The sequence below is a fragment of the Pseudomonas sp. VS40 genome (genome assembly GCF_018587885.1).
In the GTDB taxonomy this organism is placed as follows: domain Bacteria; phylum Pseudomonadota; class Gammaproteobacteria; order Pseudomonadales; family Pseudomonadaceae; genus Aquipseudomonas; species Aquipseudomonas pergaminensis.
Window position 1 is genome coordinate 279,827 of sequence record NZ_JAGYWD010000002.1, and the last position, 13,184, is coordinate 293,010.

Consider the following 13,184-nt stretch of genomic DNA (forward strand, 5'->3'; position numbering starts at 1 on the left):
TCAGGAAGAAATTTCAGGTAACAAAGCATGATGGCGATTTTGCGGCAATCCGTGTTGAGCCTGGTAGCGCTGGTGGTCTTTGGCCTGCTGGGCAACGCCCAGGCGGGCACTTCGCCCATCGGCGTGGCCCTTGACCAGCGGGTGATCGACCTCACCAACACCCTGGATGCCGCCACCACCACCCGTCTGAAAAACCAGCTCGCCGACCTCGAACAGCGCAAAGGCTCGCAAGTGGCCGTGCTGCTGGTGCCCACCACCGGCGGCGCGAGCATCGAGGATTACGCCAACCAGCTGTTCCGCGCCTGGAAGCTGGGCCGCAAGGACATCAATGACGGCATCCTGCTGGTGGTGGCCAAGGAGGACCGCAAGGTGCGCATCGAAGTCGGCTATGGCCTGGAAGGCACGGTCACGGATTTGCTGGCCCATCGCATTATCGAAGAACACATCACGCCGGCGTTTCGCCAAGGGGATTTCGCGGGCGGTGTGTCCCAGGGCGTGAACGACTGTCATCGGCGCGGTTGGCGGTGTGCTGATCAGTGCCGGCAAGCTGCACTGGCGCCGCGCCTTGATTGCCACGGTGGCGGCCACCGTGCTGCTCGCGATCCTGGGCGGAGGGCGCGACTGGCTGGTGTTCTTGCTGGTGATGCCGTTGACCCTGCTCATCGGTGGCGCAACCTTCGGCGCATTGTGGATGGCACGCTCGGTGTTTTACTGCGTCGTCGGGCTGCTGGCGTACATCCTTGTGTTGGTGGTGATTGATCGTCAGTACGCCGACGTCAACTTCATCCATTGGCTGGTATTTCCGCTGGGTGCGCTGGTGGTGCTGGGTTTGTACCTGGTGCTGCTGGTGATCATGAAGGCTGCCTGGAAGCAAAGTCGCGTGGGGTTTGTCGCGCGGCTGTCGGCAGCGGTGGGGGTGTATGTGGCAGCGGGGGTGTTGATAGAACTCGGACGTGACGGCTGGCTGTACGCGTTCCCGATTGCCTCGTTTGCTGCGCTGTTCATCTTTGGCAAGACCGGCGGTGGCTCTGGGTCGAGCGATGGGTCGAGCTCGGGATCCAGCAGCTCCAGTTCCAGCAGCTCCAGCTCCTCCGGTGGCGGTGGTTCGAGTGGCGGCGGCGGGGCGTCCGGGAGTTGGTAGAGCCGCTAGCGCGGTTTATAGCCTACCCAGCCTCTAAAGCTGAAGCCGGCGTAGAACAACTCGACACCCTCGAACCCGGCTTCTGTCATCAGGGCTTGATCAGCCTCGGGTGACAGCACCGGCAATTTCTCACTGATCGCCGCAATCGCCCGCTCGGCATCTGCTGCCGGCACGCCCGAATCCACCGCAAACGCGGCGTAGCGCTTCAGCCAGCGGGCCTTATCGTCCCCCGCCTGCGGGAAGCTGTGATGCGCCACCACCAGCGGCGCGCCCGGTAACAGGCGTAACCACAATGCCTTGAGGGTTTGCAGGCGCTGTTCGGCTGGGATGAAGTGCAAGGTCAGCAGGCAGGTGGCGCCGTCGAAAGGTCCCAGCGGGGCGGTGTCGATATAGCCTTCGTGCAATTGAGTTCGCGCATTCAACGGACCCAAGGTGGCCTCTGCCAGCTTCAGCATCTCGGCCGATGGGTCTACCCCCACAAAACGCCAGTCCGGTTCCGCGTCGGCAAAGCGCTTCAACTCCAGGCCACCGCCCGCGCCCAACACCAGCACCTTGCCCGTGACCGGCACGCGTTCGCGCAGCAGCAGGGTGGTCATGCGTTGCAGCCCATCGAAACCCGGCACCAGGCGCACGGGCCCCTCGGCGTAACGGGCGACGGCATCGGGGTCGGAAAAAAAGCTCATGCTGGGCTCCTGGACATTGGGCAGGGGTAAACCCTACTGCGGCAAGCCTGCACTGGCAACATTCGCAAGCGGCGGAGAATGGCGCGGCGCAGAGGGGGGCGGCTGCTGGGTTGTTTGGCAAAACCCTGAACGTCACAGCACCTTGGACAGAAATACCCGGCTGCTGCCTTCGGGCTCGCACGGGATCTCGCCGAAGCGTACCCAGCCGTGCTTTTCGTAAAACCCAGGTGCCTGGAAACTCAGGGTGTACAGCACCGCGTTTGTGCAACCCCGACGCCGGGCTTCATCTTCGAAGGCTTGCAGTAACTGACTGCCGAGCCCCGTGCCCCGTAATGAATCGGGCAGGTGGAACAGGTCGAGGAACGCCGTGCCCAACGTGGTTTTACCGGTGATGCCGCCGAGGACCTGCCGGGTGTCGGGGTCCTTGATCAGCACCGTCAGCAGGCACCGGTCGTTGTAGCCGGTGATGGCTTCATTGAAGGTCGCGAGACCGCTGCCCAAGATGCGCTCGGCGTCGGGGTTGGGTTGGTCGCTGATGTCGATGCGCGGTGTGTTCATTGCTAGAGCGCCATCTCCATCTCATGCCACGCCATGCCACCGTGATCCGACGGCGACGGCTGCACGTACTGGTACCCCATGCGCTCATACAGCGGCACGTGGTGCTGCTTGCACATCAAGTGAATCGTCTGCTTGCCCATCGCCCGCATGCGCTGCACAAATTCGGTCATCAGCAGCCTGGAGTAACCCTTGCCCTGGTGCGCCGGGTCGACCACCACCGACATGATCACCACGTTCGGCGCATCGGCCGAATGGCCCACCAACTCCTTGAACGCCTCGTCGGACATCACCACCTTATGGGCGCAACCGCAGTTGATGAAACCCACCACCGCGCCATCCGCCTCCAGGATCAGAAAGCCTTGCGGGTACTGCGCAATACGCGTGGCGATCTTCTCCAGGGTCGCGGCTTCGTCGCCTTCGTAGGCGGTGGTTTCGATTTCAAAGCAACGGGCGGCGTCGGCGGGGAGGGCGTTGCGGAAGGTGAGGGTGGGCATGGGCGTTTCCTGGGGCGTTGAGCGAAAGGCCACATGATAGACAAACCTCTATTCGCGGCAACTGAATTCCCTGACGCGCACTCCCTATGGTCCTGAGGGGACTTATTGTGGTGAGGGGGCAGGCCCGCTCATCACGACAGCCCCATCTGCCATACAAAGCGCACGTCCGGCTGGCCATCCAAAAACTAGAAAACCCGCCAAGGCGGGTTCTCTAATCGCTCAAGTTATAGATGGTGGTTTTATCAAACCCCTCCCACCAACTTCCCCCCATCCATCCGGCGCTTATACGCACTGTCCCGACTCGCCAACCAGAAGTACAACGGCGACGTCACCACCAACCCCACCACCCAAGACAAATCCGCGCCGTTGATGTGTTCCGAAATCGGCCCCACGTACAGGGGCGTGTTCATGAACGGAATCTGCACCACAATCCCAATCCCATATGCCAACAACGCCTGCGGGTTGTACCGGCCGTAGATCCCGCCATCCACGCGGAAGATCGAGGCAATGTCGTACTTGCCCTTATGGATGGCGTAGAAGTCGATCAGGTTGATCGCCGTCCACGGCACCAGGACCACCAGCAACACCAGCACCATGTCGACGAAGTGGCCGATGAAGTCTTTCGAGGCGAACACCGCCGCAATCGCGCAGGCTGCCAGCACCAGGATCGAGATCACTGCACGGCTTTTTGCCGTGGGAATCCAGCGGTACGCAAAGGTCTGCACCAGGGTGATGATCGACAGCACGGCGCCATACAGGTTGAGGGCGTTGTGGCTGATCACGCTGAGCAGGAACAGCACCAGCATCAACGGGCCGATGGCGCCAGTGGCGAGTTTGACCGCGTCCATGGTGTCCATGCCGATCGGGGTGGCGAGGACGGCAACGGCGCCGAAGATGAACGACAGGCTGGAGCCCAGCGCCGAGCCGAGGTAGGTGGTCCAGAAGGTGGAGGCAACCGGTACATCGGCCGGCAGGTAGCGCGAGTAGTCGGAGACGTAGGGCGCGAATGCGATCTGCCACAACGCCGCCAGGGACACGGTCGCCAGCACGCCTGCGATGTTGAATTCACCGCGCGTCAGGAAGTCCGTGGTCTGCAGGTGGGTGAAGATGTAGCCGAACCCCAGCACGATCCCGGCGCCCAGCACCCAGGTGCCGATGCGGTTGAGCACGTGGATGAAGCGGTAGCCGATGATGCCGATGATCCCGGAACCGATCGCACCGATCACGATGCCTACCGGTACGGGCACGGCGTCGACCACACCGTGCAGGGATTTACCCGCGAGCACGATGTTGGAGGCAAAAAAACCGATGTACATGACGCCGGCGATCACCACCACCAGCAAGGCGCCGAGGGAGCCGAACTGGGCGCGGCTCTGGATCATTTGCGGAATGCCCATCTGCGGGCCCTGGGCCGAGTGCAGCGCCATCAGCACGCCGCCGACCAGGTGGCCGACAAGAATGGCGACGATGCCCCACACCAGGTTGAGGTGAAACAGTTGCACACCCAGTGCGCCCGTGACGATGGGCAACGGCGCGATGTTGCCGCCGAACCACAGGGTGAACAGGTCTCTTACCTTTCCATGGCGATCTTCCGGGGGCACGTATCCAATCGTGTGTTTTTCGATAAGCGGGGCGGAGGATGTTGCAGTGGTAACCATGACGAGCTCCAAGGCAAGGTGAGTACGTTGACGTACTTCGCTGTGCGCCACCGGCGTGACGCTTTGTTGTTGGTGTGATGATCTGCAATGGGCGCGGGGAGGTAAATTAGTAAGTTTGTTGCTATAGACCTTAAAAAATATAGCTCGCGCCTTGCCGCGCTCCGGTATGTTGCCTACACCTGTTTTGCGGGCGAAGTCCCACGTTTTTGGAGGTCCCGATGGCTGCCTATAACCTGCGCCAACTCAGATATTTCGTCACCACGGCCGAGTGCGGCAGTGTCGCCGAGGCGTCGCGCAAGCTGTATATCGCTCAGCCGTCGGTGTCCACGGCGATCAAGCAGCTCGAAGACAGCTTTGGCGTGCAGTTGTTTATCCGTCATCACGCCCAGGGCGTGTCGCTCACCCCCAGCGGCGCGCGGTTTTATCGCAAAGCGCTGGAACTGCTGCGGGTGGCCCATGAGTTCGAGCAGAACGCCCTGGCGGACAATGATGTGGTGGCCGGGCAGATCGATATCGGCTGCTTTGAAACCGTGGCGCCACTCTACCTGCCGCGCCTGATCGCCGGTTTCAAGGCGCGTTGGCCGGGGGTGGAGATCCGTATTCGTGATGGCGAACAGCAGGAGCTGGTGCAAGCGCTGACGGCGGGCAGCATCGATGTGGCCATGCTGTTCGAGCACGACTTGGGCGCCACCATCGAGACCACGCCGTTGATGCCGCCGCAGCAACCTTATGCGCTGTTGCCGGCCGATCATCGCTTTGCGCAACAAGCCAAGGTGTCGCTGGCAGACCTGGTGCTGGAACCGATGATTCTGCTGGACGTGCTGCCCAGTCGGACCTACTTCGTGAGCATCTTTGAAGAGCGCGGGCTGACGCCGAATATCGTGTTCAGCTCGCCGTCGATCGAGATGGTGCGGGGCATGGTGGGGCGGGGGTTCGGCTTTTCGATTCTGGTGACCAAGCCGTTCACTGAGTACACCTATGATGGGCAAAAGGTGGCGTGTGTGCCGCTGGCGGAGACGGTGACCGGCTCAGGCTTGTCAGCGGTATGGTTACGGCGGGCGCCGCTGACCAAACCGGTGCAGCTCTTCGTCGACTACTGCCGCGAAGAACTCGCCCGCCTGCTCGGCTGACAAAAATCCCCTGTAGGAGCCGGCTCCTACAGGGGAACGGTGATCTACGCGCGAATCGAGTCCAGCATCCGCCCCAGCATCGCGTCACACCCCGCCAGTTGCTCCACGCTCACAAACTCATCCGGCTTATGCCCCTGGTCCATGCTCCCCGGCCCGCACACCACCGTGGGAATACCCACGGCGTCAAACAACCCACCCTCGGTCCCAAACGCTACCGTACCGAACGCCCGCGAGCCGGAAAACGCGGCGATCAACTCCGCCGCCTGGCTGCGCTCATCGGTGACCAACCCGGGGTACGCCGACAACTCGGTAAAGCGAATCGCACTCTGCGCGCTCACCGCCTGCATGCGCGGCAATACTTGTTGCTCGGCGTAGGCCTTCAGTTCGTCAGCCACTTCGGCTGGATCCTGCGACGGCAACGCACGCACTTCAAAATCAAACCGGCAATCCGCCGGCACGATATTCAGCGCCTTGCCGCCGCTGATCACCCCGGTCTGGACCGTGCTGAACGGTGGATCAAAGCGCGCATCCTGTGTCTCTTGCAGGCGCTGGCCGATCCGTCCCAGCTCGCCGATCAACTCGGCGGCGTGTTCGATCGCATTCACCCCATACGGCGCATAGGCCGAATGACACGCCTCGCCATGCACGTCGCAGCGCATCGCCAGTTTGCCCTTGTGGCCGAGCACCGGTTTGAGTTCGGTGGGTTCGCCGATGATGCACAGCATGGGTTTCACCGGGCGCTGCTCCAGTACCGCGAGCAATGAACGCACACCCAGGCAACCGACCTCTTCATCATAGGAGAGGGCGATATGCACCGGCACCCGCAACGGCGCCTTGACCAGCGCCGGCACCAGCGCCAGCACACAGGCGATATAGCCCTTCATGTCGGCGGTGCCGCGGCCAAACAACTTGCCGTCACGTTCGGTCAGTGCAAACGGTGGCACGGTCCAGGGTTGGCCATCGACGGGCACCACATCGGTATGCCCTGACAGCACAATTCCTGGCAATTCCACCGGACCAATGCTGGCAAACAGGTTGGCCTTGCTGCGCTCTGCGTTGTAGACCCGCTCGCTAGCCACTCCGAAACCTGCCAGGTAATCGCGCACAAACTCGATCAGTTGCAGGTTGGACTCGCGACTGGTGGTGTCGAACCCCACCAGCGTCTGCAGCAGTTCGCGGCTGCTGCTCATCGGTCGTCTCCCGCTACGCCGTAGCCGGGCGAACGGTCCGGGGCGAGGGCGCGGTCGATGTAGTCCTGCACTTGCGGGCGATAGGCATCCCACAGCTTTTGCAATTCAAGGATCGGTTGTTCATCGGCCCAATCAACCCGCAAATTGATGATCGGCCAGGTCAGTTCGCCCACCACCACCAGCGCGGCGGAATGCACCGGGCCGGCTTCGCCACCGGCGGCAATGGCGGCGTGCATGGCCGCCAGCAACCGGTCCGCCAACTGGCCTTCGCCTTGCTCGAAGGCGCTGACCATGGCCTCGATCACCGCACGGTCGGCAAGCATATTGCCCGCCGCCACGCACTGTTCGCCCGACACCGCATTGTGGGTGCCGAGGGTTTCACTGCCGCTGAAATGCACGCTACGCCCCAGGTGATCAATCGCCGTGAGTTGCCGGTACTGGCTGTAGCCGTTGCGGGTCAGTGCCGTGTCGATGGCCTCGGCGGGGGCCAGGCCTTGTTCCAGCAAGTCGAGCACGTCCGGGCCCAGGGCCGGCAGCGTAATGTTCTGGGTCGACACCGCACCTACGCCTGGGCGCAACCACGGGCAACGGGCGCCCACGGCAATGCTCGACGAGCTGATGGCAATGCCCAGTTGGCCGGTTTCGGCGCACCGGCCGACGATTGAAAAGGTCATGTGCGGCTCCTTACTCGGGGATAACGGCGATCACATCGATTTCCATCAACCACTGCGGCTGGCCGAGGGCCGACACCACCAGCCCGGTGGAGATCGGGAACACGCCCTTGAGCCACTTGCCAACTTCCTGGTACACCGGCTCGCGGTAGCGCGGGTCGATCAGGTAGGTGGTGGTCTTGACGATATGGCTGAGGTCGCTGCCGGCTTCCTCCAGCAGTTGCTTGACGTTTTTCATCGCTTGCTCGGCCTGGGCACGCGGGTCGCCAAGGCCGATCAGGTTGCCGTCGAAATCGGTGCCGACCTGGCCGCGTACATACACGGTATTGCCAGCGCGCACGGCCTGGCACAGGTCGTTGTCCAGGCTCTGGTTGGGGTAGGTTTCCTTGGTGTTGAACATGCGGATACGAGTGTGAGTAGGCATCAAAAAAACTCCGGCAGTAAAGTGATCAGGCGCTGACAGGGGAGGGGCGAGCCACCGGCGCGGCTTCGCGGTACTCAAGGTATTGACGCTGGATGGCGATGTGGTCGGCGACGTACTTGGCGTCGTGCCACACCCCCCAGATAAACGACGAACCACGGCGTGACTGCCACGGCAGGCCCAGGAAGTAGATCCCGGCCTCGCTGGACACGCCGCGCTGGTGCTGGGGCTTGCCGGCGGCGTCGAAGGCCGCCACATTCAACCAGCTGTAGTCCACCGCAAAACCGGTGGCCCAGATGATCGAGGTGACGCCGGCCTTGGCCAGGTCCAGTTCCAGGATCGGGTTCTTGATGCAGTCCGCGTCGGGGAACACGTGACGGGCTTCGGGCTCCAGGGGCAGGTCCAGGCCGTTGCGCTCGATGTAGGCATCGGCGGCATCCAGCAGGGCCAGGTAGTTTTCATCGCCGCGTGCGAGGTTTTCCACCAGGTTCGGCTGGAACGTGGCAACGTTGCCATTGAACGCTTGGGTCAGGCCGACCAGGGTCATGCCTTGCTGGGCCAGCTCGCGAAAGTCGATGGTTTTGCCGCCGTGTGCGCCGCTGACCGCAATGGTCACGTGTTCGCGGCCGGGCTTCATGGCTGCCTGGTCCCACTCGCCCAGTACACCCAGCCACCAGCAGAAGTCGCGGTTGCGGTAAGCGCGAGGCGGGCGGTCGTGGGCGCCGACCGAGAGGTACACCTGACGCCCGGAGCGCTGCAATTCATCGGCAATCTGCACGCCGGATGAACCGGCACCCACCACCAGCACGGCGCCGGCTGGCAGTTGCGCGGGGTTGCGATAGTCGGCGGAGTGGATCTGGTGCAGCGCGGTGTCGTTGGGCGCGATGGCCGGGATCACCGGCTTCTGGAACGGCCCGGTCGCCGCCACTACCCGGTTGGCTTCGATCACCCCTTCACTGGTGTGCACGGTAAAGCCAGGGCGGCCGACATTGCGGACCACCGACAACACGTCAACGCCGGTACGGATCGGCGCATTGAACTTGCGGGCATAGGCTTCAAAGTAATCGGCCACGCGTTCCTTGGGCGCAAAGCCATCCGGGGCAACCGTGTCGAACTCCAGGCCGGGGAACCGGTCATGCCAGGCCGGCCCGTTGGCCACCAGCGAATCCCATCGCCCGGTGCGCCAGCGCTCGGCAATACGGCTGCGCTCCAGCACCAAGTGGGGTACGCCTTGCTTGCTCAGATGCTCGCTCATGGCCACGCCAGCTTGACCGGCGCCCACCACCAGTGTGTCTGTTTTTGTTATTGCTTCAGTCATGTCTCTGTCCTTGCGTAATGCAGTTGGATTCAGCGTTGGCATGACTTCAAGGCTAGGGGGAGGGGGGTTATAAATAAAATATTATTAAGCTGGGAAGTGAGCATAAATATCGGATGCAGAGCGCTGGGGCGCGTCACAAAAGTGTGCCAATCTGATCGGCCCTTCACCTCAGGCACAGCCCATGTTCAACCTTCGTGTGATGACCCCAGCCGACTACGACGCCGTTCTCGCCCTCATGCAAAACACCCCCGGTATCTCCCTGCGCGACGCCGACTCCCGTGAGGCCACCGAGCGCTACCTGGCACGCAACCCCGGCATGAGTTTTGTGGCCGAAGCCGAAGGTCAGTTGATCGCCTGCGTGATGTGCGGCCACGATGGGCGCCGTGGTTACCTGCAGCATTTGCTGGTACTGCCGGACTATCGCCGTCAAGGCATCGCGCAGGCGCTGACGCAACGTTGCCTCGACGTGCTGGCGCAACTGGGCATCCACAAATGCCACCTCGATGTGTTCAAGACCAACACCCGTGCCGCCCATTATTGGCAGGGTCAGGGCTGGTCGCTGCGCACTGACATCGACCGCTATTCCTTCACCCGCCCCGGTGATGAAAACGCCTAGAACTCCCCGGAATACTTCACCGCGGCCGCCGCCCGGGAGGGCACATCCAGGGTGCGCAACAGCGACGACACATGGATGCGCACGGTGAACGGCGAGATAGCCAGGGCCTTGGCGATTTCCTTGTTGGTCTTGCCCTGGGCGATCAGGCGCAGCACGTCTTGCTGGCGGGCGGTGAGGGTGTGGGTGTCCAGCGGCAACAGGCCGGATGGGACGAACTTGACCAGGACTTCACCGTCGCGGATCGCCAGCAACGCCTGGCCGATCTCGTCGGGGGCGATGTTCTTGCCGATGAAGCCGTCCGCGCCCAGGGCCATCACCTGGTCGATCAACGCCGGGTCGTCCACCATCGACACCACGATCAATGTGGTGCGCCGTAATTGCTGGCGCAGTTCGACCAGTTGGCTCATGCAGGTCAGGCCGGGGAAGCGCAGGTCGAGGATCAGCGTGTCGATATCGCCGCCTTCGCGGATCAACGCAAGCACGCTGTCGAGGTCGCCGGCTTCCTGCACCTGGGCGTGCGGTAGCAGGCGCTGCACGGTGCGCAGCATGCCTTCGCGGAACATCGGGTGGTCATCGGCGATGATGATACGGCCGGTCATGGGGTGCTCCTCCCTGGGGCAGGGTTATGCCGTTGCATGCTACCTTACCACCGCGCTCAGGGCCTGCCTGTGGCGCATGACGGATTTGTTGATTGCCGCACAAGGACGTAAACCATGAGTCTTGAGACCAACTCCGAACTCGACCAGGCCAACCTGCGCATTGTGGTGGCCACCATCGCTGTCGTGTACATCACCGCTCTGGGCTTTCTGCCCGGACAGTCGATGGACACCTACCTGCCGGTGATCCTGTATATCGTCCTGTTCCTGCTCGCCTCCATCGCGTTGCGCCAGGTGATCGCACGTTGGCCCGGGCATTACCCGGCGCGGCGGATCTTCGGGATGCTCCACGACTACACCGGCACCTCGTTTGGCATGGTGGTGGGCGGCGAAGCGGCATTGCCGCTGTATGCGGTGATGGTCTGGGTCAATCTGGGCAACGGCATGCGCTATGGCTCGCGCTACCTGGCGATTGCCACGGCATTGGCGTTGCTGGCGCTGCTGGTGGTGTATCGGCTCACGCCGGTGTGGCAGGCGCAGCCTTTCATGGTGCTGATGCTGATGATCACCAGCACGGTGATCCCGGTGTACGCGCATATCCTGCTGGAGCGCACGCGCAAGGCATCCGAGCAGGCCATCGCCGCCAACCTGGAAAAATCCCGTTTCCTCGCCCAGGCCAGCCATGATTTGCGCCAACCCATCCACTCCATCGGCCTGTTCACCGCGTGCCTGCGCGAAGCCCGGCTGGGCGATGAAGAGCGGCGCCTGGTGGATAACATCGACCGTTCGCTGCTGAACGTGTCGCAATTGTTCCGCTCGATTCTCGACCTCTACACCCTCGACAACGGCCGCCTGCTGCCTAAATACCAGGCGGTGCACCTGGGCGAGTTCCTTGCCGACCTGGTGCGCCAGAACGCCGAGGCCGCGCGTTGGGCCGGGGTGGAGTTGCGCCTGCGGCCTTGCGCGCACTGGGTGCTGGTCGACCCGGCGCTGTTGGCGACCATGGTGCAGAACGTGCTGTCCAATTGCTTCAAATACGGTGCCCACCGCCCTGTGCTCATTGGCGTGCGCATTCGCGACGGCGGCTTGGCGGTGGAGATTCATGACCGGGGCCGGGGGATTGCCGAGGAGCATCTATCAAAGGTCTTCGAGGAGTTTTATCGAGTGCGCCACCTGCGTGACAAGGACGTCGAAGGCGTTGGCCTTGGACTGTCCATCGTCAAGCGCCTGGGGCAGTTGATGGGGGTGCAAGTAGGCCTGCGCTCACGGGTGGGCCATGGTACTTCTGTAAGCCTGTATGGCTTGACCCTGGCCTCTGCGCCACGTGCCACGGCACCGCGCGACGACACGCGCCAGGCCGGGCTGTTGACCGGGTTGAAGGTGTGCCTGGTAGAAGATGACCATAACGTACTGCTCGCCACCCAGGCGCTGCTGGAGCGCTGGGGTTGCGAGGTGCAGGCTGAGTCTTCGGGGCGCGACCTGGTCAGTGACTGCGACATCATCGTCGCCGACTACGACCTGGGCAACCACGCTACTGGTATCGAATGCATCGATGCCCTGCGCGAGCAACGTGGCTGGGCCGTTCCTGCGCTGATTCTCACCGGGCATGACGTGGAGAGAATCCAGGCCGCCTTGCACGACCGCCGGATCGCCATTCTCTCCAAGCCGGTGCGTCCCGCCGAACTGCGCGGGACCTTGCGCGACCTGAGCCAGCAGATGGTTACTGGGTGAAGCCCTGCAGTGGGTTGCCGCGTGCACCTTTGGGTTGGCAGTAGGCCGCAGGCTTCATCATGCCAAAGCTGGCCACGGCGAACATGCCGCCGCTGGCACCGCTGGGCACTGAGCAGTTGTACTCGCCGGAGGCGGCACTGGCGACGTAGTAGGTGGTCATCGAGTCGCTGCGCACATTGGAAATACGCTTGACCGGTTCGCCCAGGTTGGTCTCCGACAGCGTCTTGAGGTGATCTTCGGTAGGTTTGATGTTGCTGCAGCCGGCGACGCCGATGATCAGGGCGCCCAACAGGGTGAGGCGGGTAACGGAGGATTGCAGTTTCATGGTGCTTCTTCCTTGGGGTTGTTATGGTTTTTCCAGCGCACAACGCGCCCACGCGCAAGAAATGCACGGTGCCGGAGGAGCGCTGGAAGTGCCGGGGAATATAGCGCCGCAGGGGGGAGGGGTCGATTAGCACAAGTGTGCTAATGGCACGATGATTTCATGGAAGGAGATACACATGCTGGAGATCAAACGCGCCAACCAGGAACATGCCCAAGTGGCGTTCGACATCCGTTTGCAGGCCATTCGCAGCCAGTGCATCGGCGCCTACACGCAGGCGCAAATGCTGCTGTGGACGCGGGGTAAAGCCGAAGACGGCTACAGCGCGCTGATGGACAAACCGTTTTACCTGGGGTGGGTGCAGGGAGAACCGGTGGCCACCGGCATGCTTGATCCGGACAACAACGAAGTCGGCGCATTGTTTGTGTTGCCTGGGTTCACCGGGCGCGGATATGGCAAGGCGATGCTCGATCACCTGGAGAGCGTTGCGCGGGAACAGGCGATTGAAACCCTGGTGCTGGATGCGACGTTGAATGCGGCGAGTTTCTATCGGGCCTGTGGGTACGTGGGTGATGAGCAGGCGATTTACCATTCGCCGTCGGGTTTGCAGTTGGCCTGTGTCCCGATGACCAAACACCTCACCTGCTGATACCAC

General features: G+C 62.6%; 14 protein-coding genes and 1 pseudogene. 5 read left to right on the forward strand and 10 right to left on the reverse strand.

The genetic code is table 11. The features are described from left to right. The first annotated feature begins 27 nt into the window (after nt 1-27). Nucleotides 28-1,141, forward strand: a pseudogene (locus KHP07_RS06360) (TPM domain-containing protein). A gap of 5 nt (nt 1,142-1,146) precedes the next feature. Here the strand turns inward: KHP07_RS06360 and KHP07_RS06365 are convergent. From KHP07_RS06365 to KHP07_RS06380, 4 genes are all read right to left on the reverse strand, one after another. After that, nucleotides 1,147-1,824, reverse strand: a complete 678-nt coding sequence (locus tag KHP07_RS06365; RefSeq protein WP_214496808.1) for a class I SAM-dependent methyltransferase — start codon at nt 1,822-1,824, stop codon at nt 1,147-1,149. A 132-nt stretch (nt 1,825-1,956) separates the two neighbouring features. Next, nucleotides 1,957-2,382: a GNAT family N-acetyltransferase gene (locus KHP07_RS06370; RefSeq protein ID WP_214496809.1), complete on the reverse strand. Its 426-nt coding sequence runs from the start codon at nt 2,380-2,382 to the stop codon at nt 1,957-1,959. A 2-nt stretch (nt 2,383-2,384) separates the two neighbouring features. Beyond that, a complete protein-coding gene (locus tag KHP07_RS06375; protein WP_099491737.1) occupies nt 2,385-2,876 on the reverse strand; it encodes a GNAT family N-acetyltransferase in 492 nt (163 codons plus the stop codon). Nucleotides 2,877-3,118: 242 nt separating this feature from the next. Beyond that, nucleotides 3,119-4,534 carry a purine-cytosine permease family protein gene (locus KHP07_RS06380; RefSeq protein WP_078048857.1) on the reverse strand — a complete coding sequence of 472 codons (1,416 nt, stop codon included), beginning with the start codon at nt 4,532-4,534 and terminating at the stop codon, nt 3,119-3,121. 218 nt (nt 4,535-4,752) lie between these two features. Here KHP07_RS06380 and KHP07_RS06385 point away from each other — a divergent pair, with 218 nt between their 5' ends. Next, entirely contained in the window at nt 4,753-5,664 is a 912-nt protein-coding gene (locus tag KHP07_RS06385; protein ID WP_065907639.1) for a LysR substrate-binding domain-containing protein, read from the forward strand. Between the two features lie 44 nt (nt 5,665-5,708). Here the strand turns inward: KHP07_RS06385 and argE are convergent, their stop codons facing one another. The 4 genes from argE to KHP07_RS06405 are packed head-to-tail and all read right to left on the reverse strand — an operon-like array spanning nt 5,709 to nt 9,306. Beyond that, nucleotides 5,709-6,854 carry an acetylornithine deacetylase gene (gene argE / locus KHP07_RS06390; RefSeq protein WP_214496810.1) on the reverse strand — a complete coding sequence of 382 codons (1,146 nt, stop codon included), beginning with the start codon at nt 6,852-6,854 and terminating at the stop codon, nt 5,709-5,711. Then, complete coding sequence (locus KHP07_RS06395) at nt 6,851-7,528, reverse strand: DUF1028 domain-containing protein (RefSeq protein WP_078048855.1); 678 nt, start codon at nt 7,526-7,528, stop codon at nt 6,851-6,853. Before KHP07_RS06395 ends, argE begins: the two co-directional genes overlap by 4 nt. 10 nt (nt 7,529-7,538) lie before the next feature. Then, nucleotides 7,539-7,949, reverse strand: coding sequence for a RidA family protein (locus KHP07_RS06400; protein WP_003207327.1), 411 nt, complete (start codon nt 7,947-7,949; stop codon nt 7,539-7,541). A gap of 25 nt (nt 7,950-7,974) precedes the next feature. Further along, nucleotides 7,975-9,306: a flavin-containing monooxygenase gene (locus tag KHP07_RS06405; RefSeq protein ID WP_371857049.1), complete on the reverse strand. Its 1,332-nt coding sequence runs from the start codon at nt 9,304-9,306 to the stop codon at nt 7,975-7,977. A gap of 139 nt (nt 9,307-9,445) precedes the next feature. Between KHP07_RS06405 and KHP07_RS06410 the strand changes: the two genes are divergently transcribed. Next, nucleotides 9,446-9,880, forward strand: coding sequence for a GNAT family N-acetyltransferase (locus KHP07_RS06410; protein WP_214496811.1), 435 nt, complete (start codon nt 9,446-9,448; stop codon nt 9,878-9,880). Here the strand turns inward: KHP07_RS06410 and KHP07_RS06415 are convergent. Beyond that, nucleotides 9,877-10,479, reverse strand: coding sequence for a response regulator transcription factor (locus tag KHP07_RS06415; RefSeq protein ID WP_214496812.1), 603 nt, complete (start codon nt 10,477-10,479; stop codon nt 9,877-9,879). The two genes, KHP07_RS06410 and KHP07_RS06415, sit on opposite strands and share 4 nt — an antisense overlap. A 114-nt stretch (nt 10,480-10,593) precedes the next feature. Here KHP07_RS06415 and KHP07_RS06420 point away from each other — a divergent pair, with 114 nt between their 5' ends. After that, complete coding sequence (locus KHP07_RS06420) at nt 10,594-12,207, forward strand: ATP-binding response regulator (RefSeq protein ID WP_214496813.1); 1,614 nt, start codon at nt 10,594-10,596, stop codon at nt 12,205-12,207. Here the strand turns inward: KHP07_RS06420 and KHP07_RS06425 are convergent. Then, entirely contained in the window at nt 12,197-12,532 is a 336-nt protein-coding gene (locus KHP07_RS06425) for a hypothetical protein (protein WP_033896666.1), read from the reverse strand. The two genes, KHP07_RS06420 and KHP07_RS06425, sit on opposite strands and share 11 nt — an antisense overlap. Before the next feature lie 175 nt (nt 12,533-12,707). Between KHP07_RS06425 and KHP07_RS06430 the strand changes: the two genes are divergently transcribed. After that, on the forward strand, nt 12,708-13,178 hold the full coding sequence (locus KHP07_RS06430) for a GNAT family N-acetyltransferase (RefSeq protein ID WP_078048850.1): 471 nt from the start codon (nt 12,708-12,710) through the stop codon (nt 13,176-13,178). Nucleotides 13,179-13,184: the final 6 nt, after the last annotated feature.